Raw genomic sequence first — 24,777 nt, forward strand, 5'->3', positions numbered from 1 at the left:
CTACAAGGACGGGGTCCTGGAAGTGCGGGCGCCCGCCCCGGTAGCGGCGCCGGACACGTCCGGGACCAAAATCCGGGTGGACCGCGGCTGAGGCCCGCCGCGCGAGGGAGGCCGGGGCGCACTGGCGGCCCGGCCGCCCGGCTGCCTGAACTAGGCCCGTGCGGCTTCTTTGTGGATCCCAAACAACCGGATTGGCCCGGACCGCTGRCATGATGGACAGCAGACCCACCAGTATTTGGATGTTTGGAACAAAGGAGCTCGTATGGGACTGCTGGATAACAAGACCGCTATCGTTACCGGTTCATCACGGGGAATCGGCGCGGACGTGGCCAAGTTCCTCGCCGCCGAGGGTGCCGCCGTCGTCGTCAACTACCGCCAGAAGGCGCCGCGCGCCAACAAGGTGGTCGCGGAAATCGAGGCCGCGGGCGGCCGCGCGGCAGCCGTTGGGGCCGACCTGACCACGCAGGAAGGCGTCCAGGCCCTGGCCAGCGCCGCGATGGAGAACTTCGGCTCGCTGGACCTGCTGGTACTGAACGCCTCCGGCGGCATGGAATCCGGTATGGAAGAGGGCTACGCCCTCAAGCTCAACCGCGACGCCCAGGTCAACATGCTCAACGCCGCCGTACCGCTGATGGCCGAGGGCTCCCGCGTGGTCTTCGTGACCAGCCACCAGGCCCACTTCATCGACACCGTGCCCACCATGCCGGAGTACGAGCCGGTAGCCCGCAGCAAGCGCGCCGGCGAAGACGCGCTCCGCGACCTGGTGCCTGCCCTGGCCGACAAGGGCATCTCGCTGGTGGTTGTCTCCGGCGACATGATCGAGGGCACCGTCACGGCCACCTTGCTGGACCGCTCCAACCCCGGCGCCATCGAGGCCCGCCGCGCCGAGGCCGGCAAGCTGTACTCCGTGAAGGAATTCGCTGCCGAGGTCGCCAAGATGGCCACCGCCGACGTCGAAACCGGCCACACCGAATACGTCGGCGGCGCCGACTACTTCGACAAGTCAAGCGGCGCGGGCACCAACTAGCCACCACTGCGATGACCCCTGGCGGCAGTGTTCTTCAAGGACACTGCCGCCAAGGGTCATCCCGCGTTAACGGGCCTCAAACGCCGGCGATGTACCGGACCGCGTCAAGGTAGGGCAGGTCGAGGGCCGCGTCAGCGGCCGCACGGACGGCCGGTTTGGCGTTGAACGCCACCCCGATCCCGGCCGCGCCGAGCATATCGAGGTCGTTTGCCCCGTCGCCGACGGCGATGGTGTGCTCCATCGGAATGCCTTCCGCCGCCGCCCACTCCCGGAGGTACTTCTCCTTCGCGGCACGGTCCACCACATCACCGAGCACCTTGCCGGTCAGCGCACCGTCCACGATTTCRAGTTCATTGGCAATCCAGTAGTCCAGTCCCAGGCCCTCGGCTATCGGCCCGAGAATCTGGTTGAAGCCACCGGAAACCACGGCCACCACATGCCCGGCCGCCTTAAACGCCGCCACCAGGTCGGCGGCGCCGTCACTGAGCAGCACTTCTGCCCGGACGGAATCGACGACGTCGGCCGGCAGTCCGGCCAGGACAGCTACCCGGGCGTGCAGGCTCTGAGCGAAGTCGAGTTCGCCGCGCATGGCCGCCTCCGTCACCGCGGCAACCTCCTCGCGCTTGCCCGCGTGCGCGGCAAGCAGTTCGATGACTTCCTGCCGGATGAGCGTCGAGTCCACGTCCATGATCAGGAACTTCCGCGGAGCCTCCCGCAGGGCCGCCGGAACGAGCGCAGTGCCGATGCCGGGGACGGCGGCCGCTGCCAGGCTCTGCCGCAGTCCAGCCAGGCCGGCCGCCGTGACAGGTGCCCCGGAGGTGCAGTCGGCGGTGTAGACGGAAAAGCGGCCGTCTCCCGTGGTTTTTTCGGCGCCGATCTCCAGCCCGATCGCTGCCAGCGTCCCGCGGACCTGCGCGAGCTCGGGGGCGGAAAGGTGGGCGCCGTAGCTGACCGCGGTCACGTTCGAACTCATGGCTTCCATGCTACCGAGCACGGCCCGGCCGCCCTGAATTCGTTTCGCTCCGGTGACGCAGGCGGATGGGGACGCCCGGCGGCCGTTTGTCCGGTTATCAGTCGTCTGGTTTTTTGACCTAATGTCTACTCCTATGAGTGATGTTCTTGAATTGGCCGCCGTCAGCGTTGTACGTGGAGCGAAAACCCTCCTGGACAAGGTCGACTGGCAGGTCAAGGAGGGCGAGCGCTGGGTAATCCTGGGCCCCAACGGCGCCGGCAAGACCACTCTGTTGCAGGTTGCCGCCGCCCGGATCCACCCCACCAGCGGCATGGCCGGGATCCTCGAGGAAATTCTCGGCGCCGTGGACGTCTTYGAACTCCGCCCGCGGATCGGCCTGTCCTCSGCSGCMCTSGCCAAYCAGATCCCSGARCACGAGAAGGTCCTCAACGTCGTCGTSACCGCCGCSTACGGTGTCACGGGCCGCTGGCGCGAAGGCTACGAAAAAGACGACGAACGGCGCGCCTTCGCCCTCCTGAACGAATGGGGGATGGGCCCGCTGCTCAACCGCCCCTTCGCCTCGCTCTCCGAAGGTGAACGCAAGCGCGTGCAGATCGCCCGGGCCCTCATGACGGACCCGGAGCTGCTCCTGCTCGACGAACCCGCCGCGGGCCTGGACCTCGGCGGCCGCGAAGACCTCGTCCACCGGCTCAGCGGACTCGCCCGCGATGAGGCCGCCCCGGCGATCGTCCTGGTCACCCACCACCTCGAAGAGGTCCCGCCCGGGTTCACCCACGCCCTGCTGATGCGCGACGGCGGCATCGTCGCCTCCGGCCCGATCAGCGAGGTGCTGACCGCGGAAAACCTCAGTGAGACGTTCGGCGTCGAACTCGACGTCAATGTCTCCGGCGGCCGGTACACGGCCACTGCCCGCCGCTGACGGGGGTCCCTGACAGCGCGTGGAGTTACTCAACAGCGTCCTCATCTTCTTCGCCGGCCTGTGGGCCGGCACCATCAACAGCGTGGTCGGCTCCGGCACACTCGTCACCTTCCCGGTGCTGATCGCGCTCGGATTCGCTCCCGTCACCGCCTCGATCAGTAATGCCATGGGTCTCGTCGCGGGCAGCGCGGCCGGCGCGTGGGGCTACCGCAGGGAACTGGCCGGACGCCGGACCCAGCTCCTCCGCCTGCTGCCGGCATCCCTGCTCGGCGGCATCACCGGCGCCTACCTGCTCCTGCACCTCCCGGAGGTGGTCTTCCACTACGCCGCGCCCGCGCTGATCGTGGTGGCCCTGCTTATGGTGGCGTTCCAGCCCCGGCTCCAGAGCTGGGTACAGAACCGGGAATCAGACCCGGAACAGGCCAGCCGGGACAAACGCCACGGGTTCCTGCTGGTGGTGCTCGTTTTCCTCGCCGGCGTCTACGGCGGATACTTCGTGGCCGCGCAGGGGATCCTCCTGGTCGGGATCCTCGGGGTGTTTATGGCCGGCACCATGCAGAACGCCAACGCCATGAAGAACATCCTGGTCCTCGGGGTCAACCTCGTCGCCGCCACGTCCTATCTGCTCTTCGCCTTCGACCGGATCAGCTGGGGTGCAGTGGGCCTGATCGCCGTCAGCTCGCTGATCGGCGGCCTCGTCGGCTCCAAGGTGGGCCGGAGGCTCTCCCCGCGGGTCCTCCGCGGCGTCATCTTCGTCCTCGGCACCGTGGCGCTGGGCTTTATGATCGCCAAGCTGGTGAACTGAGCCGGCCGTGACCTTTCACTACCTCGACTCCGCCGCCGACCCGCGTGTGGCCGACTACACCCAGCTGACCGACGTTCACCTGCGCAAACTCAGGGAGCCCGCGGAGGGGATGTACATCGCTGAGTCCTCCCGGGTGCTGCGCCGTGCCCTCGCGGCGGGTCACCGGCCGCGCTCGTTCTTCCTCGCGGAGAAGTGGCTGCAGGACCTTGATGACGTTTTCGCCGCGTACCCGGAAGTGCCGGCCTACATCGGTTCGGCCGCGCTGCTGGAGGAGATCACCGGGTTCCACCTGCACCGCGGGGCGATGGCCGCCATGCACCGCCCCGCGCCGGTGCCGCTGCCGGAACTGCTCGCCGGCGCCCGGAGGATCGCCGTCCTCGAAGACATCGTGGACCACACCAACGTCGGCGCCATCTTCCGCTCCGCAGCCGCCCTGGGGCTCGACGCCGTGCTGGTGAGCCCGCGCTGCGGCGACCCGCTCTACCGGCGGAGCGTGCGGGTCAGCATGGGCACCGTCTTCCAGGTCCCCTGGGCGCGACTGGACCTCTGGCCCGGTGACCTGTCGGTGCTGAAGGACCACGGCTTCCTGGTCGCCGCGATGGAACTGACCCCTGACGCGGTGGATGTTGATGTGCTCGCCGCCCGGAACCCCGCACGGCTGGCACTGGTCCTCGGCACCGAGGGCGCGGGCATGAGCGCCGAGACCCTGGCCGCAGTCGACCTCGCCGTCAAAATCCCGATGCGCGCCGGCATCGACTCGCTCAACGTCGCGGCGGCTTCCGCCGTCGCGTTCTGGGAGCTGCGCTCCCGCGACTGACGCGGCCACGGCACCGGGCCGGCACCGGGCCGGCAACCGGCGGAGATCCGCTGGAGGCCAGTGTACGGCCAGGTTCGTCCGGCCGCCGGATCTGGGCTAKTATTGGTAGCTGGCCGTGCTGCGYCTTCMGGCGCCGRGCAGCCACTCCCACTCATACCTGGCAGCTGGCAAAATCCAGTTGCGYGAACAAAGGTCCAATTATGCAGTCTGATATCCACCCGAAGTACGAAGCTGTTGTTTTCAACGACCTGGCTTCCGGCGTCAAGTTCCTGACCAAGTCCACCGTGTCTTCCTCGAAGACCATCGAGTGGGAAGACGGAAACACCTACCCGGTCATCGACGTCGAAATCTCCTCCGAGTCCCACCCGTTCTACACGGGCAAGCAGCGCATCATGGACTCTGCAGGCCGCGTCGAGCGCTTCAACGCTCGCTTCAAGGGCTTCGGCGGCAAGAAGTAACTTTCTGCTCCCAAGGTCTTTTGGAAAGCCCGCACCGGTAACGGTGCGGGCTTTTTGCGTACCGGGCCGGCCGCACCGGCGCCCGGTTCTGTTTGGGCCCGGCAGTGGGGGAGGATGGCGGTATGACTTCTTTCCCCGCCTCCGCAGAATCCACCACCGAGGACGACGGCGGGCGCCGCCACGGCGAGTACAAAGTCCCGGGCGGCAAACTGGTGGTGGTGGACCTTGAGGTCGCGGACGGCGTCCTGGCGCATGTCTCGGTCAGCGGGGACTTCTTCCTCGAACCCGACGAGGCGCTGCCGGAGATCAACCACAGCCTCACCGGGCTCCCGGCCGACTCCAGCGCCGCAGAACTCGCGGCTGCCGTCACGGCGGCGCTGCCCGAGGACACCGTACTGTTCGGCTTCTCGGCCGAGGCCGTCGCGATCGCCGTCCGCCGCGCCCTGGCAAAGGCCACGGGCTGGGGAGACCACCACTGGAACATCATCGGCCCGTCGGTGCTCCCCACCCACGTGAACGTGGCCCTCGATGAAGTCCTCACCGAAGAAGTCGGGGCCGGGCGCCGCAACCCGACCCTCCGGTTCTGGGACTGGGAGGAACCGTCCGTGGTGATCGGCAGCTTCCAGTCCGTCCGCAACGAGGTCCACCCGGACGGAGTGAGCCGGCACGGCATCAGCGTGGTCCGCCGGATCAGCGGCGGCGGCGCGATGTTTATGGAGGCCGGCAACTGCATCACCTACTCGCTCTACCTGCCGCAGACCCTGGTGGACGGCATCAGCTTCGCCGACTCCTACGGTTTCCTCGACGCGTGGGTCATGGCGGCCCTCGACAGGGTGGGGATCAAAGCCTTCTACGTGCCCCTGAATGACATCGCCACCGACCAGGGCAAGATTGGCGGGGCGGCGCAGAAGCGGCTCGCCAACGGCGGCATGCTGCACCACGTCACCATGAGCTACGACATCGACGCCGACAAAATGGTTGAGGTGCTGCGGATCGGCAAGGAAAAACTCTCGGACAAGGGCACCACCAGCGCCAAAAAGCGCGTCGATCCGTTGCGCCGGCAGACCGGACTGGCCCGCGCCGAGATCGTCGCGGCCATGATGGAAGTCTTCACGGAACGCTACGGCGCGACGCCGGCCGAGCTGACGGAGGCCGAACTCGACGCCGCCCGGCAGCGGGTCGACAGCAAGTTCGGCACCACCGAATGGTTGCACCGGGTCCCGTAGTGGTCCTAGCCGGCCGCCTGGGCCGTGAGTGCCCGCAGCAGCTGGCTGCGCTGTTCGATGATGATGCGGCGCAGCGCCCGCGGCGCGGTCGGGTGCTCGGCGAGCCACCTGTCAGTCCGCACCAGGACCGGGTGCTCTTCAGGCCGCGGCGGCGCGCCGCCGGCCGCAGCCGGGGGGAGGTCCTGCCCGGCAGGGTAGAGCCCCCGGACGATCCTGCTGGCGATCTCGATACTGCGGTCCCGCCAGACCCGTTCAATGCACTCGAAGTACGGCTCGACGTAACCAGCCAGCAGGGCGGCCGGAGCCGTGTTGAACCCGGCGATCGTGGCGCTGAGCAACTGGTTGGACAACGCGGTGCCGTGCACGGCTGCGTCCCAGGCCGCATCCTTGACCGCCGGGTCCGGCCGTGCAGCGAGGGCCGTCGCGTGCCCGGATTTGCCGGAGGCGGTGTTGTCCCGGGCCAGTTCCGCGTCGAGCAGGCCAATGTCCGCCCGGCCGTGCGCCGCCAGGGTGTGCCAGAAGTTCCAGCGCAGTTCCGCGTCGACGGAAAGCCCCTCGATCACCGTGCTGCCGTCCAGGAGCGCTGCAATGAGGTCGAGCCTGCCCGCGTCAGAGCGGCTGGTGGCGGCAAGGGTGCGGGCCCAGGCCAGCTGCTGGTCTGAGCCGGCTTCGGCCCGGGCCAGCTCCGCCGCTGCCGTGTCCAGGAACTCGCGGCGGACGCGGTCCCGGTCCGCGGCCGGGACGTAGCGTTCGATTGCGGTTCCGGCGTTCCCCAGGACGGCCAGGAGCACGCCGATGCCCGGCTCCGCGGGGGCGAACCGTTGGACGGCGTCGACGTAGCGGGCGGCAGGGCTGACGGCGTCGCGGGCCGAATCCCAGAGCGCGGTCCAGCACAGGGCGCGGGCCATCGGATCGCTGATCGCCGAGAGGGACGCCCGGACGGTGGCTTCGGAGTGCGGATCGAGCCGGACCTTCGCGTAGCTGAGGTCCTCGTCGTTGACCAGGAGCAGCGCCGGCCGCGGCTTGCCGGCGAGCTGGTCCACCCGGGTGAGGCCGCCGTCGACGTCGGTTTCCACACTGTCCGTGCGGACCAGGGCGCCGGCGGCGTTGTGGTTGTAAAGGCCGATGCGCAGCCGGTGCGGCCGGGGTTCCTGCCGGCCGGTGATGGGGTCCTCAGCGTGCTGGTGCAGCGAAACCGCAGCCAGCACGCCGTCGTGCTCCTCGATATCGGCCGTAAGCGTGGAGATGCCGGAGGTCTGGAGCCACTGCCGGGCCCAGGCGGCCAGGTCGCGGCCGGAGGCTGCGCTGAGGGCTGCCAGCAGGTCGCCCAGTGTGGTGTTGCCGTAGGCGTGGTCGCGGAAATACCGGCGCGATCCGGCGATGAAGGCCTCAAAGCCCACATAGGCCACCAACTGCTTCAGGACCGAGGCGCCTTTGGCGTAGGTGATGCCGTCGAAGTTCTGCTTGGCAGCCTCGAGGTCCGGGATGTCCGCGACGATGGGGTGGGTGGTGGGCAGCTGGTCCTGGACGTAGGCCCAGGCCTTGCGGTTGTTGGCGAAGTTCACCCACGCGGTGTCCCAGTCCGTGGTGCGGTCCACCCCGAGGGTACCCATGTAGTCGGCGAAGGACTCCTTGAGCCACAGGTCGTCCCACCACTGCATCGTGACGAGGTCGCCGAACCACATGTGGGCCATCTCGTGCAGCAGCGTGTTGGCGCGGCCCTGGTACTGCGAATCGGCGGCCCGGGACGTGAAGACGTAGCTCTCGGTGAACGTCACCAGGCCGGGGTTCTCCATGGCGCCGAGGTTGTATTCAGGGACGAAGGCCTGGTCGTACTTGCCCCACGGGTACGGGAAGTCGAAGAGTTCGTTGAAGAAGGCCAGGCCGTTGCGGGTCAGCCGGAACAGTTCGTCCGTGTCGAAGGAGGACGCCATCGAGGCCCGGCAGTAGAGGGCCAGGGGTACGTCCAGGGCCGAGCCGTCGCTGAGGGTTCCCTGCCAGCTGTCCTCGGCCTTGAAGTAGGGCCCGGCGAGGACGGTGGTGATGTAGGTGGACATGGGCTTGGTGGGGGCGAAGTCCCAGCGGCTTGTCGCGGGATCGCTGCTCAGCTGCGTCCGGCCGGTTTCGGCGCCGTTGGAGGAGACCTGCCACCCGGAGGGTGCCATCACATGGAACGTGAATTCGGCCTTGAGGTCGGGCTGTTCGAAGTTCGCGAACACCCGGCGCGCGTCGGCGGGCTCGTACTGGGTGTAGAGGTAGCACTGGCCGTCCGCGGGATCGAAGAATCGGTGCATGCCCTCGCCGGAGGTGCTGAAGAGCGCCGTTCCGGTGACGGTGACCTGGTTCTCGGCCTGCAGGTTCTCCAGCAGGATCCGGGAGCCATCCACCACGTCGGCCACCGGCAGGCCCTTGCCGTTGAGGAACACGCTGTGCACGGAACTGCCGATGAAGTCCAGGAACGTGGAGGCGCCGGGTTCGCTGGCCGAGAAGGTGATGACGCTGCGGCTGGTGTAGCCGGCCACGGTGGGATCGGCCGCCTGCCGGACGTCCAGGGAGACGTCGTAGCTGTGGGTGGTGATCAGGGCTGAGCGGGTTGCCGCTTCGTCACGGCTCAGGTTCTGGTTCGACACTCCGCTATCTAATCACGCGCGGTGCCGCCGCACCGCCGCGGGCCGGCTACCGTCCGGGCACGAGGACGACGGCGGCGCCCAGGCCCAGCGCGGCGATCAGGAGCCACGACGCGAGCGCAGCCAGGAGCGCGCTGGTCCCCGTCCGCAGCAGGTGCCCCACCCGGACGGCGGAGCCGAGGCCGAACAACGCCATCCCGAGCAGCAGGTCCTGCAGCAGGGCGGCGGCCTCGAGCACCCCGGGGGAGAGCCAGCCGGTGCTGCGGAGGGCGGCCATCGCGATGAAGCCCACGACGAACAGCGGCACCACGGGCGGGAGGCGTCCGCCGGCGTCGGACCCKATCCGGTGGTGGATCCCGGCAGCTGCGACCATGGGCGCGAGCAGCAGCACACGGGTGAGCTTGACGATCACGGCGACGGCGAGCGCCGAGGCGCCGGCGGTCTGGGCCGTGGCGACCACCTGGCCCACGTCGTGGACCGACGCGCCCGCCCACGCACCGAAGGCTTCCGGCCCGAGCCCCAGCGGGCCGATCAGGAGCGGCAGCACACCGATGGCCAGGGTGCCGCACAGGGTGACGAGGGCGATCGGCAGCACGGTGTCCTGTTGCCGGATGCGGCGCACAGCGGCCATGGCACCGATCGCGGAGGCCCCGCAGATGGAGAAGCCGGTGGCGATGAGAAGGGACACCGTGGGCGTCAGCCGGAACAGCCGGCCAATGCCATACGTGCCGGCAAACGCCGCCAGCACCACGCCAGTAATCAGCAGCAGGGCGGGCCAGCCGAGGCCCAGGACGTCCACCACACTGACTTTTAGGCCCAGTACCACCACGCCGCTGCGCATCAGGTGCTTGCCCGCGAAGTCCAGGCCGGGCCGGCCCGTCCCGGCGCTCCAGCCGGCCAGGCCCGGAAGATTGGCGGCCAGCAGCCCCAGGACCACCGCCACCGTCATGGCCGGCACGGCGGGCAGCAGCAGGTGGACGCCGAGGGCGAGGACGACGGSGGCAGCGCACGCCAGCAGGCCCGGCACCAGCCGCCGGAAACTACCCGGGCGGCGCTGCCGGAAAACGTTAACAAATCGGGGCACGCCTCAACCTTGCCCTAATCGCGGGACAAACATTGCAGCGTGAGCTGCAACACGCCCCGCAGGGCCAGTCGAAATGATTTCGTAACGAAAAGGTGGTTGGCTAGTGGGCATGTCTGACCTTTTCCAGGATTACTCCGAGGCCGCCGGCCGCAGCGGCGCCTACGACGAGATGTTCACTCCGGGCCAGGAGGCCCGCCGCTCCTACGGCCAGGTTGCCGGGGCGCTGCAGGAACTCTCGCTGGCCGACGTCACCGCCCGCGCCGACTCCATGGCCCGGACCTTCCTGGACCGCGGCGTCACGTTCGACTTCGCCGGCGAGGAACGGCCTTTCCCCCTCGACATCGTGCCCCGGGTGATCCCGGCCGACGAGTGGGCTGTCCTCGAACGCGGAGTGGCGCAGCGCGTCAAGGCCCTTGAAGCGTTCCTCAACGATGTCTACGGCAAGATGGCGGTAGTCGCCGACGGCGTCATTCCGCGCCAGCTCGTCACCACCAGCGCGCACTTCCACCGCCAGGTCCACGGCTTCGAGCCGGCCGGCGGCGTCCGCGTCCACATTTCCGGCATCGACGTCGTCCGCGACGCCGCGGGCACGTTCCGGGTCCTGGAGGACAACGTCCGGGTCCCCTCGGGTGTCAGCTACGTCCTGGAGAACCGTCGGGCCATGGCCAAGGGCCTGCCTGAGGCGTTCGGCCAGCAGCTCATCCGCCCGGTCGAGGAATACCCGCGCCGGTTGCTCTCCGCGCTGCGCAAGACGGCCCCGTCGGGCGTGGACGACCCCACCGTGGTGGTCTTGACCCCGGGCGTGTTCAACAGCGCCTACTTTGAGCACACCCTCCTGGCCGGCCTGATGGGCGTCGAGCTCGTCGAGGGCCGCGACCTCATCTGCCGCGGCAACCGCGTCTACATGCGCACCACCGCGGGCGAGCAGCGCGTGGACGTGATTTACAAGCGCATCGACGACGAGTTCCTCGACCCGCTGCAGTTCCGCTCCGATTCCATGCTCGGCTGCCCCGGCCTGGTCAACGCCGCCCGCGCCGGCGGCGTCACGATCGCCAACGCGGTGGGCAACGGCGTCGCGGACGACAAGCTGGTCTACAGCTACGTGCCGGACCTGATCCGCTACTACCTGGGCGAAGAGCCGGTCATCGCCAACGTGGATACTTTCCGACTGGAAGAAGCCGAGGCCCGGGAGCACGTCCTGGACCGGCTCGACGAACTGGTGGTCAAGCCCGTGGACGGCTCCGGCGGCAAGGGCCTGGTCATCGGGCCCGACGCCTCCAAGGACGAACTCGAGGCGCTGCGCAAACGCATCATCGCAGACCCGCGCGGCTGGATCGCACAGCCGGTCCTGCAGCTGTCCACAGTCCCCACCCTCAGCGGCGACAAGTTCGGTCCGCGGCACGTGGACCTGCGGCCCTTCGCAGTCAACGACGGCGACGACGTCTGGGTCCTGCCCGGCGGCCTGACCCGGGTGGCGCTGAAGGAAGGGTCCCTGATTGTGAACTCCAGCCAGGGCGGCGGCTCAAAGGACACCTGGGTGCTGGCGGATTCCCCGCAGGTCCCGGTGGAGGTCCTGCCACGCCCGGCGATCGCGGTCCGCGAGCGGGTCTCAGTCTGGCCCGTGGAGAGCAACTGGCGCGACAGCCAGAAAGAGCAGCAACAGCAGCAGATGTCCGACGCGCAGGAGGTAGCCGCGAATGCTTAGCCGTATTGCCGAGTCACTGTTTTGGATCGGCCGCTACGTGGAACGCGCCGACGGTACAGCCCGCATCCTGGACGTGCACCTTGAGCGGCTCAACCACCTCCCGATGGACGAACAGCGCAGCGTCGCGCAGGAACTCCTCGCCGTGATGGGCGCCCGGCCGCAGTCCGATGACTTCGGCCTCGACGAGCTCCTGCACGCCCTGGCCTACGACAAGCAGAGCGCCACCTCGATTGCCGGTTCCCTCGGGGCGGCGCGGGAGAACGCCCGCCGTGCCCGGGAAACCGTGTCCTCCGGGCTCTGGGAGAGCCTGAACACCACCTACTACGGGCTGAACCAGCACCGCAAGGACGTGGTGGGCACGTACCGGTTCTGCAACTGGGTGCTGGAGCGCACCGCCATGGTCAGCGGCCTGGCGGACACCACGGTCAGCCACGACGAGAGCTGGCTGTTCCTGGTCCTCGGCCGGTCACTGGAGCGTGCCGACATGACGGCCCGTATGCTCTCCACCCGGGACGTGCTCTCTGCCGGGATGTCCTGGGTGAACATGCTCCGCTGCGCCGGCGCCTACGAATCGTTCCTGCGCACCCGCCGCGCCGCGTTCGGCGACCAGCACGCGGCCGAGTTCCTGCTGCTGGACCGGCTCTTCCCGCGCTCGATCGTCTACGCCCTGCGGGACGCGGACGAGTGCCTGGCCAAGCTGGACCCCTCGGCCCAGCGAGTCGGGTTCATCAACGACGCCCGCCGGATCGTCGGGCAGGCCCGGACGTTCCTCGAGTTCCACCGCACAGACGACCTCATGTCCGAGCTGCCCGAACACATGGAGCGCGTGCAGAAGGCTGTATCGCAGGCCTCGGACGCCATTTCCCGTAAGTACTTCAATCAGGCAGACGAACTGGCCTGGGTGGGAGAAGTTTCATGACCCGGCTCAGCATCACGCACAAAACCGCCTACAAATACAACCGGCGGGTCACCCTCTCCTACAACGAGGCCCGGATGACCCCGCTGACGGACCCTCAGCAGGTGGTCCTGGAGTCCTCCATGAAGGTCTCGCCGTCCCAGGCCGCGCTCAGCAGCTACCGGGACTACTGGGGGACCCGTGTCACGGCCTTCGACATGCAGATGCCGCACGACCACCTCGAGGTCCTCTCCACCACCACGGTGGAAGTGCACCGCGTGGAGCGGATCGCGGCGGAAGCGGACATTGTCGGCTGGGACGTGCTCTCCGCCCCGGAAACCCTGAATCAGTTCAGCGACTGGATTCCGCAGTCCCAGCTGACCGGACCGGGCGACGAGGTGCTCGCCATCGTTCCGGGCGTCGTCGAGGGCCGTAACCCGCACGAAGCGGCGATGGCCATATTCGAGTGGATGCGCGGCGAGATGAGCTACATGAAGGGTTCCACCGGTGTGACCACCAACGCCGAAGAGGCGTGGAACCAGCGGCAGGGTGTCTGCCAGGACCTCGCCCACCTTGCGATCGGGGCGCTGCGCAGCTGCGGAATCCCTGCCCGTTACGTTTCCGGTTACCTGCATCCGCGCTCGACGGCGGACCTCGGCGAGACGGTCGCAGGCCAGTCACACGCGTGGCTGGAATGGTGGGACGGGGAATGGCGCAGCTGGGACCCGACCAACCACAAACCCGCCGGCGATTTCCACGTCACGGTGGCCCGCGGCCGGGACTACCGGGATGTTCCCCCGCTGAAGGGCATCCTCTCCGGCGGCGGCGGATCGGCGCTCTCAGTGACGGTGGAGATCACCCGGCTGGCCTAGTCGCACGGCCCGGAGAGTCCCGGCAGAGCTACTCGAGGCCGGACCGGGTGGCGTCGTCCAGCGGCGTCCACCAGGTCAGCGGCGGGACAATCTTGAACCGCCTGCCGGTGATGGTGTCCGGCGTAATGCGCACAAAGTGTTCCTTTTTGCCGGCCTGCCAGGGGAACAGCAGCAGCCCGACCGTGTCGAGGACTTCTTCCTGGTTTTTCACCGCGGCGGCCTGGCCCTTGATGACCACGCTCCAGGCGACCCCGCTGTCGGCATCGACGCCATCGGCCTCCAAGGCCACTGGCGTGTCGCCCGTGGCGGCCTGCAGCTTGGTGCCCTCCGCTGTCCGGAAGACCAGGGTCCCGTGGTCCACTTTGTAGTTGACCGGGAAGATGTCCGGGTGGTCGTCCACCCACACAGCCATCCGGCCCACAGTGACGCTGCGCAACAACCGCCAGCACTCGTGGTTATCCAGGTTCTCGACGGCGTGGGGCTGGCCAGCAGCCGCTTTCGGATCGGTGCTCATGGCGGCGAGCCTATGCCGGGCAGCGCCGGGCGGGGTAGGGCACAAGGGCCCGGCGGCGTAATAAACCACCGGTCATAGGGGCCCGTTAGTAAGGGATGAGGGTAGTCTGGCATCACGGCATCGGCGCGGATGTACGTGCTGAGGATTGGGGCCATTGAAGATGCAATCTCCTGGTAACAGCCCGGAAGTCATGAGCTCCGGGGCGTCCCGGATCGAGGACCTGCTCAAGGATTTCGTGTCCCGTGCCGGCGCCGTGCACCAGTCCGAGGAGCGGATGGCCGGCCTCCTCGAAGCCGTCGTCGCCGTTGCCGAGGACCTCAGCCTTGATGCAGTCCTCGAACGCGTCGTCCAGTCCGCCTGCCACCTGCTGGGCGCCCGGTACGGGGCGCTGGGGGTGATCGGGGAAGACCAGGGGCTGAACCACTTTATCAGCGTTGGGATTGACGGCGAACTGGCCAGCCAGATCGGGGCCCTTCCAGTGGGCCACGGAGTGCTGGGCCTGCTCACCAGGGAACCCCGGCCGCTGCGGCTCGAGGACCTGCGCAAACATCCTGAAGCCTACGGATTCCCGAAGCACCACCCGATCATGAAATCCTTTTTGGGCGTGCCGGTGCGGGTCCGGGATACCGTGTTCGGCAACCTGTACCTGACCGAAAAAGAGGGCGGCGGGGACTTCAGCGACGAGGACGAAGGCCTTGCGGTGGCGCTGGCAGCCGCTGCCGGCGTCGCCATCGAAAACGCCAAGCTGTACGACGACGCCCGCCGCCGGGCCCGCTGGCTCGAGGCCTGCATGGACGTCTCCGGGCTGCTGCTGGGCAGTGACCTGGACTACACCGCGGGCGGGCTCGACCCGATCGCCGCCCGCGCCCTGCAGGAATCGGATTCCCGGCTGGCGCTCATCGCGGCGCCGGCTGCGTCCGGGACCGGCTACGTGGTGGCCGGGGCCGCGGGGGAGCAGGCGAAGGACTTCACCGGCAAAGTGTTGGAGCTCGGCGCGCCCGAGCTGGAGGACGTCCTCGCCGGCGGCGAACCTGTCATGGTGGAGCCCTCGGCAGGAGTGCTGCAGGACTTCGACGGCGGCTCGCTCGGGCCCGTACTGGCCGTTGCCCTGAGCACCCAGGGCGCACACCACGGACTCCTGCTCCTGGCCCGCAAGCCGGAGTCCCTGCGGTACACCCGCACCGATATCGAGATGGGCGCCGTCTTCGGATCGCACGTTGCCCTCGCCCTGGAACTCGCCCGCGTGCACCGGCTCCGCGAGGAGTTGTTAGTGTTCACCGACCGGGACCGGATCGCCCGGGACCTGCACGACCTCGTCATCCAGCGGCTCTTCGCCGCCGGACTGAGCGTGCAGAGCCTGACCCGCTACACCAAGGACGAACTCGCCACCGAGCGGATCCGGAACATCACCGGCGAACTGGATGAGGCGATCAGGAGTCTGCGGGACACGATCTACTCGCTGCGCAGCAGCAGCGGCGAAACAGAGCTGCTGAGCGGCCGGATCCGCCGGGTCACCCGCAGCTCCGCCAAATCCATGCCGTTCACGCCCCGGCTGACCCTGACCGGTCCGGTGGACGCCGTCACTCCGGAGAAGGCAGACAACGTGGTGGCCGTCGTCTCGGAAGGACTGAGCAACGCGATCCGGCACTCCGGGGCGGACGCGATTTCGGTATCGGTAGCCGTCATCAAGGGCCAGGTCACGGTGGTCATCACGGACAACGGGTCCGGGTTTGACGAGAACCAGGAACGCAACGGACTCGCCAACCTCGAGGACCGGGCCCGGATGCTGGACGGTCACTGCACCATCACGACGGCGCCGGAGGCCGGGACCAGCGTCGAATGGTCCGTGCCGGTGTAGCACCTGCCCGGCGGCAGGCGCCAGCCGGTAAGGGCCGCCGGGATCAGTGGACGCTGTGYTGCCTGGCAGCTTCGGACGGGACGCCCGCCGCGGCATTCCCCGAGGGGCTGGCAATAAAGACCGCCGCCTGGGTGCGGCGCTCGAATCCGAGTTTGGCCAGCAGCGATGAAACGTAGTTCTTGACCGTCTTCTCTGCCAGGAACATCTCGGCCGCTATCTGCCGGTTGGTCAGACCGCCGCCGACCAGCTCCAGCACACGGCGTTCCTGCGGGGTGAGGGCCGCCGTCCGCGGGTCCACTTCTTCGGTCTCCACCAGGCTTTCCACCACGCCCGCGGCCACGCCGTCCTCGAAGAGGGATTCGCCGGCCGCGGCTCGCCGCAGGGCCCCGATCAGGTCGGTCCCGCCGATCTCCTTCAGCACATACCCCGAGGCGCCGGCGAGCACCGCCCCGCGCAGGGCCTGCTCGTCGTCGAAGCTGGTGAGGATGATGCAGTTGAGGGTGGGATCGACGGAGCGCACGTCACGGCAGACTTCGATCCCGGTGCCATCGGGCAGCCTCGCGTCCAGGACGCAGACGTCCGGATGCAGCGCGGGGATACGCCGGGTTGCCTCCACTGCGGAACCTGAGCTGCCGACCACCAGAAAACCCTCACCCTCCAGCAGCTCCTGCAGGCCGCGGCGCACCAGCTCGTGGTCGTCGAGGATGAAGACGCGGATCACCGCGGTGGGGTCCTCGGCTGCGGTGAGACCGGCGTCCGTCCAGGCAATCATCTTTCTCCCGTCCGGGCGCTTGCCAGGCCCCGGGTCCCGCCGAGCCCCCAAGCTCGCGGTGTGGGCCCGTGGCAGGCCGCGTCCGTCCATGTTGTGCGGGACCCCGGCTGCTGGTCCCTGGAGTGCGGTGGAATAGTATCCTCCATTGTGGCCCCTGGGGGACCGCAGTGGTTGCTGGGCCAGAATATTTCTTGGCCGCGCACAGCAAGTCTCCGGCTGGTACCCTCGCCGGGCAAGGGCCCTTAGGCCTACTGGACAGGTTGTAGCGGACCCGCCGCCGTGGCGCCGTGACCTTCGGCCCTAGCCCGCGGCGCGGCACGGCGCGATCGTTGGTGCAACGCCCGGCCGGGCGGGATGAAGGGAAGAGTTATGAGCGAGGCAACGGGCATCCGGAGAATCGTGGTGGGCGTCGACGGCTCTGACGCGTCCGTCGAGGCGCTGCGGCAGGCCCAACAGCTCGCCGGACCGCTATCGGCCGCGATTATCGCGATGGCCTGCTGGGACGTTCCCCCGGTCTACGACGGCTACGTGGCGATGGGCATCGACGACTTCGACGTCAGGGCCGGGGAGCTCCTTGAATCCACGGTGACCAAGGCCTTCGGTGAGGACCTGCCTGCCAATGTGGAAACCCGGTTGGTGCAGGGGCATCCGCGCCGGGTACTGCTGGACGAAAGCAAGACGGCGGACCTGCTGGTGCTGGGCCGGCGCGGCCACGGCGGTTTCGGCGGGCTGCTGCTCGGGTCCGTGAGCTCGGCCCTCGTGGCCCATGCACACTGTCCCGTGCTGGTGGTGCATGCCCCGGAGAAGCGCTGACTCCGTAAAGCGCTGAGCCGCAGCGCCCAGGCCTCCGGCTCTATTCGAAAGCTGCCCGCCGCGGATCCGCGAGCCGGGTGCGCCACACATCGGGGTTGTTCACTTTGAACCGGCGCCCGGTCAGGGCCTTGGGTGCCAGCCGTACGTAGTAGTTCTTCTCGCCGGGCTGCCAGGGCTCCAGCAGCAGCTCGTCCACGGCGTCCTTTTCAGCCTGGTCCTCGATGAGCTCGGCCTCGCCGCGGGCCACGACGCTCCATGCCGCCTGCTCGTGGGCGTCATAGCCGTCAATCTCGAAGGCCACCGGTTTGGCCGTGATCGCGCCCCACAGCTTCGTCCCGCCGGCGGTCCGGAACACGATCGAGCGGCGGTGCAGGACGAAGTTCACCGGAAAGACCTCCGGGTGCGCGTCCACAATCAGGGCGATCCGTCCCACCACCTCGCTGTCGAGCAGCACCCAGCACTGGTCGATGGACAACTGGAAATTCGGCTGCGGAGTCGTCGTAGTCACGGCTCCACGTTACGGACCGCTTCCGGAACCCCATTAGGGCCATAAGGCCCGTGCAACCGGGCCCGGGAGGGGCCGCAACGCGGTTGCTACCAGGGGCAGGCCTTGTAGTCCTTGAGGAAGACGCCGTACTGGTCCTCGCCGGCTTCGCCCATCACAATGGGGTCGTAAACCCGCGCGGCGCCGTCCACCAGGTCCAGCGGGGCGTGGAAGCCTTCCTCCATCAGCCGGACCTTGGTGTAGTGCGGCCGCTCATCGGTGATCCAGCCGGTGTCGACGGCGGTCATCAGGATGCCGTCGGACTCGAGCATTTCCTTGGCGCTGGTGCGGGTCATCATGTTCAGTGCGGCCTTGGCCATGTTGGTGTGCGGGTGGCCGGGCCCCTTGTAGGCGCGGGAGAACTGCCCCTCCATAGCGCTGACGTTGACGATGTACTTCCGCCGTGCCGTGGAGCATTTCATGGCCCCGCGCAGCCGGCTGACCAGCAGGAACGGCGCCGTGACGTTGCAGAGCTGCACCTCGAGCATTTCGAGCGGATCCACCTCATCCACCACCTGCGTCCAGCTGTTGATGGTGGCGAGGTCAGGGACCAGGCCGCCGGCGTCGATGGCGGTGCCCGAAGCGATCCGTTCAAGGGATGCCGACCCGGTGGAGAGCGCCAGCGAGGTGATGGCGTCACCGGCCAGGACGGGGTGTTCCAGCACGGAACTGGCCAGGGCCAGGGGGTGCTTGTCGTGCGCGTGCCCGAAGGTGACCAGCTCGGGGCCGCCGTTGGCCGCCTCCAGGGCTGCCGGCAGGGGCTCGTCTTCGGCGTCGACCAATGGCTTGTACGCGTTCCCGGAGCGGCGCACCGTCTGGGCCGCGTTGTTGATGATGATATCGAGCGGTCCCGCGGCGTCCAGGGAGTCGGTCAGCGCCATCACCTGCGAGGGGTCCCGCAGGTCGATGCCGACGATCCGGAGCCGGTGCAGCCAGTCGCCGCTGTCCTCCATCGCGGCGAAACGCCGGGCCGCGTCCTTGGGGAAACGGGTGGTGATCGTGGTGTGGGCGCCGTCCCGGAGCAGCCGCAGGGCGATGTACATCCCGATCTTCGCCCGTCCGCCCGTCAGCAGGGCCCGCCGGCCGGTCAGGTCGGTGCGGGCGTCGCGCTTGCTGTGGCTGAACAGCGCACACTCGGGGCACAGCTGGTGGTAAAACGCATCCACCTGGGTGTAGTGCTGCTTGCAGATGTAGCAGGGCCGCGACCTGATCAGGTGACCGGCGACCTCCCCGGTGGCGGAGGTCGCCAGTTTGTTGCCGCGGGTCTCGTCGTCGATCCGGTCCGGCGCCGCCGTCGCGGTCTGGGCAATCACGGCGCGGTCGGCTTCGGCAATCAGGTCCCGCTTGGTCACCCGGCGGTGGCGCTTGACGGCCTTGAACATTTTCCCCGTGGCGCGGCGGACCGAGACGTAGTCCGGGTGCTCCTCGTCGTAGACGTGGATGCTGTTCAGGACTTTGAGGCAGGCCTCGATCTCCTCGGGGGTCAGTTCAGCAGTGGCCGGCGATTCACTGGACTGCAATTCAGTGAACGGCGCAGGAGGCAGATCGGGGGAGCTCATTGACCCAATTTTACAGCCAACTGCGCAGGGGTTTTACAGCTACTGCGCGGGGGGTTCGACGCCGACGGCGGCCGCGTGCACCTCGCCAACCTTCTCGACTGACTCGCGTCCGGCCGGCCAGTTCTCGGTGGCCGTCTTCACGGCGTCCGGGACCAGGTAGAGGTTGGCCGCGGACAGCGACCGTTCGTCGTCGCCGGGTTCGGGAACCTCCTGGCCCTTAGCGAGCACGGTGATGCCTGATTCGGTGACCTTGAACCCGCGGGCCCGGTCCAGGTCCKGGTCCAGGCCGATAGCGGCGCCGGCCGGGATCCGGACGTTCTTGTCGATGATGGCGCGCTTGATCACTGCGCCCGCCCCGACCTGGACCTTGTCCATCAGGACCGAATCGAGCACCCGTGCCGCGGTGCCGACGTAGACGTCGTTGGAGAGCACGGAGCCCTCCACGATGCCGCCGGAGATCACCACGCCGCTGGCCACAATCGAGTCCAGCGCCGTGCCGACCGTGCGGCCCTCGCCGCGGACGAACTTGGCCGGCGGGGAGATGCTCTGCCGGGTGTAGATCGGCCATTCGGAGTTGTAGAGGTTGAACACCGGGACGGGGGAGATCAGGTCCATGTGCGCGTCGTAGAACGAGTCGATGGTGCCGACATCACGCCAGTAGGTGCGGTCCCGGTCCGTGGAGCCGGGAATGTCGTTGAGGGTGAAGTCGTACACGCCGGCTTCGCCCTGGTCCACGAAGTAGGGAATGATGTCCCCGCCCATGTCGTGCTTGGTGTCCAGGCGTTCGGCGTCAACGTGCAGCGCCTCGACCAGCGCCTCGGCGTCGAAGACGTAGTTGCCCATGGAGGCCAGGAACTGGCTGGGGTCGGCGGCGAGGCCCGGCGTCGAGGACGGCTTCTCCACAAACGCCGCGATCTTCTCGGGGTTCTGCTGGTCCACTTCGATGACGCCGAACTGGTCGGCCATGTGGAGGGGCTGGCGGACGGCGGCCACGGTCGCTTTCGCGCCGCTGGCCACGTGCTGGGCCACCATCTGCGCGAAGTCCATGCGGTAGACGTGGTCGGCGCCGACGACGACGACGATGTCCGGATTCGCGTCGTGGATCAGGTTCAGCGACTGGTAGATGGCGTTGGCGCTGCCGAGGAACCAGCTCTTGCCGACGCGCTGCTGGGCCGGCACGGAGGCGATGTAGTTGCCCAGCTGCGTGGACATCCGCCAGGTCTCGGAAATGTGCCGGTCGAGGCTGTGGGATTTGTATTGCGTGAGCACCACAATCTGCAAATAGCGCGAATTCACCAGATTCGAAAGGGCGAAATCAATGAGCCGGTAACTGCCGGCGAAAGGTACGGCCGGCTTGGCCCGGTCGGCCGTCAATGGCATCAGCCTATTTCCCTCGCCACCTGCGAGGACAATGGCCAGGACTTTCTTCTGATGCGGCATAGTGATAGCTCCTGAACGCCTTCGTTGCTCCCCAAAACTGTCCGGTGTTCCCGGACCTCTTCACACTAGAACAGATCAGCCGGAACGACTACCTTGGGGTTGTGCGTATAGACATTGTGACCAAGGAATTCCCGCCCGAAATCTATGGGGGCGCCGGCGTCCACGTAGCCGAACTCAGCCGGGTGCTGGCCGGGAGGGTCGATTTGCAGGTGCGGGCCTTCGGCGCGCCGCGCACCCCGGACTACCACGGAGCCACCGTGACGTCATATCCCGTGCCCGAGGATCTGTCCGGCGCGAACGCCGCGGTACAGACCCTGGGCGTGGACCTGCGGATCGTCCCGGACATCGCCGGCGCGGACCTGGTGCACTCGCACACCTGGTACGCGAACATGGCCGGGCACATCGCCTCGCTCCTGCACGGGATCCCGCATGTGCTCAGCGCCCACAGCCTGGAGCCGCTGCGGCCGTGGAAGGCCGAACAGCTCGGCGGCGGCTACGCACTGTCCTCCTGGGTGGAGAAGACCGCCTACGAGGCCGCGGCCGCCATCATCGCCGTCTCGGAAGGCATGCGCCAGGACATCCTGCGCAGCTACCCCGACGTGGACCCGGCAAAGGTCCGGGTGGTTCACAACGGCATCGACGTCAGCCTCTGGAACCGGGACAAGGATGACGACGTCGTCCGCGCCCTCGGCATCGACCCGGAGCGCCCGAGTGTGGTCTTTGTGGGCCGCAACACCCGGCAGAAGGGTGTGCCCTACCTGTTGCGGGCGGCCGCGAAGCTTCCCGCGGACGTCCAGCTGGTGCTGTGCCTGGGCGCGGCGGACACCCCGGAGCTGGCCGCGGAAACCGCGCGGCTGATCGAGGAGCTGCAGGCCCAGCGCAGCGGCGTGGTCCTGGTGGAGCGGATGCTCCCGCGGCGGGAACTGATCCAGGTCCTCAGCCACGCCACCGCCTTCGCCTGCCCGTCGATATACGAGCCGCTGGGCATTGTGAACCTTGAGGCCATGGCCTGCGGAGCAGCTGTGGTGGCCAGCGCCACCGGCGGCATCCCGGAGGTTGTGCAGCACGGCGAGACGGGCCTGCTAGTGCAGCTTGAACAGGTCACCGACGGCACCGGAACGCCGCTGGATCCGGAGAAATTCGTGACGGAATTCGCGGCGGCCCTGACCGAGGTTGTTTCCGACCCTGTCCGGGCCCGTGAAATGGGCCGCGCAGGCCGGCGCCGGGCCGAGGAACATTTCTCCTGGGAATCCATTACGGAAACCACCCTTGAGGTCTACCGCTCGGTCCTCCCGCAGTAGGACCAGTACCTCCGTAGCAACAACGACGGCGCCGCCCCAMCCGGGGCGGCGCCGTCGTTATGCGTCGGTGGACCTAGCCGCGCTTGGCGCGCGCCGGACCGGACCCGGTCTTGCCGCCCTGTTTGCCTTCGCGGGCTTTACGGGCCAGCAGGATCTTCTCGTCGAGCGGGGCGCTGCCGCTGGCGCGCTGCTGCCGGAAGAACTCCCGGGCCTCATCCTGCCGTGTCTTTTCCGCCCCGGTGGCGATGGCCGCGCGGAGGTGTTCGGGGCCGTAACCGAAGGCGTCCACCAGGTCCAGGGCGTGCGGACGGATCTTGACGAGGAGGCGGTTGATGTATTCACCCACGGTGCGGGCCCGCTGCATCGAAAGCCGGCCGTTCATGAGGTACCAGGAGAGGTGCTTTTCGATCAGGGACAGGCCGAAGAGGTCCCGCAGCCAGGTGAGCACTGCCTTGGTTCCTGGGTCGGTGACTGTGCCGAGCGCCTCGGTGAAGGCCTCCCACTGCAGCAGTTCGGCGTGCGCCAGGGCGGCCTCGATGAGCTCGTTCTGGTGGCTGTTGAACAGCGCGGCGGCCTGCGCCTGCGGCAGCTTGTTCGCGCCCTTGAGGGCGGCCCCGACGTCGGCCACCATGGCCTGGACCCGTTCGGTCAGCAGGGCACGCTGCCCGGACTCGTCCTTGATGGCGGTGGCGGCCTTCTGCACGGACCCGGAGTCCGCCATGAACTGGGCCACGCCGCGCAGCCCGGTCCGGTGGATGGCCGCGCCGGTGGCCTGGCCCACGACATAGCGGGCGAGGACACCGAAGTCCACGTTGCGGAACTCCTTGGCGTAATCGGCGAGCAGCCGCTTGGCGACGAGCTGCAGCAGCACCGTGTTGTCGCCTTCGAACGTGGCGTAGACGTCGAGGTCGGCGCGCAGCGACGCGAACCGGTTCTCGATCAGGAAGCCGGCGCCGCCGCAGGCTTCGCGGCATTCCTGCAGGGTGTCGAGCGCGTGCCAGGTGCTTAGCGGCTTGAGGGCGGCGGCGAGGGTCTCCAGGTCCTGGCGGTCCTCGTCCGTGTCGTTCCGGCCGGAGAAGACGTCGTCGAACTTCTGCAGCAGTTGTTCGCTGGCGAAGCCGGCGGCGTAGGTGGTGGCGAGCCGGGTGAACAGCCGGCGCTGGTGCCGCTGGTAGTCCAGGAGGACTTCCTCGTCCGTCAGGGAGGAAGCGTTGAACTGGCGCCGCTCCGAGGCGTACTGGATAGCGGTCTTGAGGGCCAGCTTGGACGCGGTCACGGCGGCGCCGTCGAGGGATACCCGGCCTTGGACCAGGGTGCCGAGCATGGTGAAGAAGCGCCGGCCGGGGCTGGCAATCGGCGAAGTGTAGGTGCCGTCGGCGTCGACGTTGCCGTAGCGGTTGAGCAGGTTGGTCCGGGGGATCCGGACCCGGGTGAAGTGCAGCCGGCCGTTGTCGATGCCGTTGAGGCCGCCCTTGACGCCGTCGTCCTCACCACCGATCCCGGGCAGGAATTCCTTGGTCTCGGGGTCGCGGAGGTCCATGTAGAAGGCATGGACGCCGTGGTTGACGCCGTTGGTGACGAGCTGCGCGAAGACGACGGCGGCCAGGCCGTCCACGGCCGCGTTGCCGATGTAGTCCTTCCAGGCGGCGCGGAACGGAGTGTGGACCACGAACTCTTCGGTGGCGGGATCATAGGTGGCGGTGGTGGCGATGCTGGCGACATCCGAGCCGTGCCCGGTCTCGGTCATGGCAAAGCAGCCGGGGATCTCCAGGCTCATGATGCCCGGAAGCCACTTGCGGTGGTGCTCTTCGGTGCCGAGGTGGTTTACCGCTGACCCGAAGAGTCCCCACTGCACCCCGGCTTTGATCTGCAGGGAGGGATCGGCGATCACGAGTTCCTGGAAGCCGGCCACGTTGCCGCCGTGTTCGTCCTCGCCGCCGACCTCCACGGGGAAGGCCCGGTGCACGGCGCCGTTGTCCACCAGGATCTTCAGCTGGTCGAACWCGCGCTTGCGGTGCTCGGTGTGGGTCAGGCCCTCGGTCTTGTGCAGTTCCGGACGGCCTGCCAGTTCCCGGGCCGTGAGGCGGACCGTGGCCCATTTGCCCAGTAGCAGTTCGCCGAGGGCGGCGACGTCGACGGCGGGTGCTCCGGCTGCGGCGGCGGCCGGCGGGGCGGCAGGCGACGCGGCGGGGCGGTTGGCGAGTTCAGTCATGTCGATTCCTTCGTTGGTACTGACACTGTGGTTCTGGCGGTCGTTAATGGGTGGTGTTCGCGGGGTGGTGCTGGGGCTGCGGCCCCAGCACGGCTAAAGCGGCGGGGGTTCCCGGAGCTCTGGGGCGACGCCGACGCACAACCAGTCGGTGATCTGGCGGGCCATGGCCTCCTGGCCGGGCTTGACGGGGGAGTCGGGACTGGCCAGCCATTGTTCGCCGGCGTTCCGCACCAGGCCGATCGCGGCGTTGGGCCAGTAGCCGATGACCGCTTCCTTGCCGGGGATGGCGCGCAGCTGGTGGCGCATCGGCACGGCGATCATCTCGCTGATGGCGGCGAAGAAGTGCCCCAGGGCCC

21 protein-coding genes and 1 pseudogene are annotated in these 24,777 nt (G+C 68.2%); 12 read left to right on the plus strand and 10 right to left on the minus strand.

The annotated features are described in order from the left end of the window. Nucleotides 1–262 precede the first annotated feature (262 nt). The gene (locus tag AC1DHD_RS03285) at nucleotides 263–1,027 is read left to right on the plus strand and encodes an SDR family oxidoreductase (protein ID WP_476878321.1); all 765 of its coding nucleotides are present in this window, start codon (nucleotides 263–265) and stop codon (nucleotides 1,025–1,027) included. 76 nt (nucleotides 1,028–1,103) lie between these two features. On the opposite strand, the gene serB is transcribed toward AC1DHD_RS03285, so the two are convergent. Continuing rightward, nucleotides 1,104–2,000, minus strand: a complete 897-nt coding sequence (gene serB / locus AC1DHD_RS03290; protein WP_476878322.1) for a phosphoserine phosphatase SerB — start codon at nucleotides 1,998–2,000, stop codon at nucleotides 1,104–1,106. Between the two features lie 133 nt (nucleotides 2,001–2,133). Here serB and AC1DHD_RS03295 point away from each other — a divergent pair, with 133 nt between their 5' ends. The 5 genes from AC1DHD_RS03295 to AC1DHD_RS03315 all read left to right on the plus strand — a co-directional run bounded on the left by AC1DHD_RS03295 (nucleotide 2,134) and on the right by AC1DHD_RS03315 (nucleotide 6,225). After that, complete coding sequence (locus AC1DHD_RS03295) at nucleotides 2,134–2,919, plus strand: ABC transporter ATP-binding protein (RefSeq protein WP_476878323.1); 786 nt, start codon at nucleotides 2,134–2,136, stop codon at nucleotides 2,917–2,919. 19 nt (nucleotides 2,920–2,938) lie between these two features. Beyond that, the gene (locus AC1DHD_RS03300) at nucleotides 2,939–3,724 is read left to right on the plus strand and encodes a sulfite exporter TauE/SafE family protein (RefSeq protein WP_476878324.1); all 786 of its coding nucleotides are present in this window, start codon (nucleotides 2,939–2,941) and stop codon (nucleotides 3,722–3,724) included. A gap of 7 nt (nucleotides 3,725–3,731) precedes the next feature. Further along, nucleotides 3,732–4,541, plus strand: a complete 810-nt coding sequence (locus AC1DHD_RS03305; protein WP_476878325.1) for a TrmH family RNA methyltransferase — start codon at nucleotides 3,732–3,734, stop codon at nucleotides 4,539–4,541. 200 nt (nucleotides 4,542–4,741) lie between these two features. Beyond that, nucleotides 4,742–4,999, plus strand: a complete 258-nt coding sequence (locus AC1DHD_RS03310) for a type B 50S ribosomal protein L31 (RefSeq protein WP_056739465.1) — start codon at nucleotides 4,742–4,744, stop codon at nucleotides 4,997–4,999. A 122-nt stretch (nucleotides 5,000–5,121) separates the two neighbouring features. Beyond that, nucleotides 5,122–6,225, plus strand: a complete 1,104-nt coding sequence (locus tag AC1DHD_RS03315) for a lipoate--protein ligase family protein (RefSeq protein ID WP_476878326.1) — start codon at nucleotides 5,122–5,124, stop codon at nucleotides 6,223–6,225. Nucleotides 6,226–6,230: 5 nt separating this feature from the next. On the opposite strand, the gene pepN is transcribed toward AC1DHD_RS03315, so the two are convergent. Together pepN and AC1DHD_RS03325 are read right to left on the minus strand one after the other, a co-directional pair. Continuing rightward, nucleotides 6,231–8,855 (minus strand): aminopeptidase N, encoded by a 2,625-nt coding sequence (pepN, locus tag AC1DHD_RS03320; protein ID WP_476878327.1) that lies wholly within the window; start codon nucleotides 8,853–8,855, stop codon nucleotides 6,231–6,233. Nucleotides 8,856–8,901: 46 nt separating this feature from the next. Then, nucleotides 8,902–9,936: a YeiH family protein gene (locus AC1DHD_RS03325; RefSeq protein ID WP_476878328.1), complete on the minus strand. Its 1,035-nt coding sequence runs from the start codon at nucleotides 9,934–9,936 to the stop codon at nucleotides 8,902–8,904. Nucleotides 9,937–10,045: 109 nt separating this feature from the next. On the opposite strand from AC1DHD_RS03325, the gene AC1DHD_RS03330 reads away from it, so the two are divergent. Genes AC1DHD_RS03330 through AC1DHD_RS03340 form a run of 3 tightly spaced genes read left to right on the plus strand, consistent with a single transcriptional unit; the run spans nucleotide 10,046 to nucleotide 13,408 of the window. Next, nucleotides 10,046–11,641, plus strand: a complete 1,596-nt coding sequence (locus AC1DHD_RS03330) for a circularly permuted type 2 ATP-grasp protein (protein ID WP_476878329.1) — start codon at nucleotides 10,046–10,048, stop codon at nucleotides 11,639–11,641. Continuing rightward, nucleotides 11,634–12,560: an alpha-E domain-containing protein gene (locus AC1DHD_RS03335; RefSeq protein WP_476878330.1), complete on the plus strand. Its 927-nt coding sequence runs from the start codon at nucleotides 11,634–11,636 to the stop codon at nucleotides 12,558–12,560. The genes AC1DHD_RS03330 and AC1DHD_RS03335 overlap by 8 nt, the downstream gene beginning before the upstream one ends. Beyond that, a complete protein-coding gene (locus AC1DHD_RS03340) occupies nucleotides 12,557–13,408 on the plus strand; it encodes a transglutaminase family protein (RefSeq protein WP_476878331.1) in 852 nt (283 codons plus the stop codon). Before AC1DHD_RS03335 ends, AC1DHD_RS03340 begins: the two co-directional genes overlap by 4 nt. A 28-nt stretch (nucleotides 13,409–13,436) precedes the next feature. On the opposite strand, the gene AC1DHD_RS03345 is transcribed toward AC1DHD_RS03340, so the two are convergent. Beyond that, the gene (locus tag AC1DHD_RS03345) at nucleotides 13,437–13,922 is read right to left on the minus strand and encodes a pyridoxamine 5'-phosphate oxidase family protein (protein ID WP_476878332.1); all 486 of its coding nucleotides are present in this window, start codon (nucleotides 13,920–13,922) and stop codon (nucleotides 13,437–13,439) included. 160 nt (nucleotides 13,923–14,082) lie between these two features. Here AC1DHD_RS03345 and AC1DHD_RS03350 point away from each other — a divergent pair, with 160 nt between their 5' ends. Continuing rightward, nucleotides 14,083–15,780 carry a GAF domain-containing sensor histidine kinase gene (locus tag AC1DHD_RS03350; protein WP_476878340.1) on the plus strand — a complete coding sequence of 566 codons (1,698 nt, stop codon included), beginning with the start codon at nucleotides 14,083–14,085 and terminating at the stop codon, nucleotides 15,778–15,780. Between the two features lie 43 nt (nucleotides 15,781–15,823). Here the strand turns inward: AC1DHD_RS03350 and AC1DHD_RS03355 are convergent, their stop codons facing one another. Beyond that, nucleotides 15,824–16,552 (minus strand): response regulator, encoded by a 729-nt coding sequence (locus AC1DHD_RS03355; protein WP_476878333.1) that lies wholly within the window; start codon nucleotides 16,550–16,552, stop codon nucleotides 15,824–15,826. Between the two features lie 369 nt (nucleotides 16,553–16,921). On the opposite strand from AC1DHD_RS03355, the gene AC1DHD_RS03360 reads away from it, so the two are divergent. Beyond that, nucleotides 16,922–17,365: a universal stress protein gene (locus AC1DHD_RS03360; protein WP_476878334.1), complete on the plus strand. Its 444-nt coding sequence runs from the start codon at nucleotides 16,922–16,924 to the stop codon at nucleotides 17,363–17,365. Between the two features lie 40 nt (nucleotides 17,366–17,405). Here the strand turns inward: AC1DHD_RS03360 and AC1DHD_RS03365 are convergent, their stop codons facing one another. From AC1DHD_RS03365 to glgC, 3 genes are all read right to left on the minus strand, one after another. Then, a complete protein-coding gene (locus AC1DHD_RS03365) occupies nucleotides 17,406–17,873 on the minus strand; it encodes a pyridoxamine 5'-phosphate oxidase family protein (protein WP_476878335.1) in 468 nt (155 codons plus the stop codon). Nucleotides 17,874–17,959: 86 nt separating this feature from the next. Continuing rightward, nucleotides 17,960–19,468 (minus strand): SDR family NAD(P)-dependent oxidoreductase, encoded by a 1,509-nt coding sequence (locus AC1DHD_RS03370; protein ID WP_476878336.1) that lies wholly within the window; start codon nucleotides 19,466–19,468, stop codon nucleotides 17,960–17,962. Between the two features lie 39 nt (nucleotides 19,469–19,507). Further along, nucleotides 19,508–20,908, minus strand: a complete 1,401-nt coding sequence (gene glgC / locus AC1DHD_RS03375; RefSeq protein WP_476878337.1) for a glucose-1-phosphate adenylyltransferase — start codon at nucleotides 20,906–20,908, stop codon at nucleotides 19,508–19,510. A 101-nt stretch (nucleotides 20,909–21,009) separates the two neighbouring features. Between glgC and glgA the strand changes: the two genes are divergently transcribed. Next, the gene (gene glgA, locus AC1DHD_RS03380; RefSeq protein WP_476878338.1) at nucleotides 21,010–22,209 is read left to right on the plus strand and encodes a glycogen synthase; all 1,200 of its coding nucleotides are present in this window, start codon (nucleotides 21,010–21,012) and stop codon (nucleotides 22,207–22,209) included. 73 nt (nucleotides 22,210–22,282) lie between these two features. Here the strand turns inward: glgA and AC1DHD_RS03385 are convergent, their stop codons facing one another. Continuing rightward, complete coding sequence (locus AC1DHD_RS03385; protein WP_476878339.1) at nucleotides 22,283–24,421, minus strand: acyl-CoA dehydrogenase family protein; 2,139 nt, start codon at nucleotides 24,419–24,421, stop codon at nucleotides 22,283–22,285. Nucleotides 24,422–24,514: 93 nt separating this feature from the next. Beyond that, nucleotides 24,515–24,777: pseudogene (locus AC1DHD_RS03390) on the minus strand (TetR/AcrR family transcriptional regulator); the annotation flags it as partial.

It is taken from the genome of Arthrobacter sp. 05L45_2, from assembly GCF_056397525.1.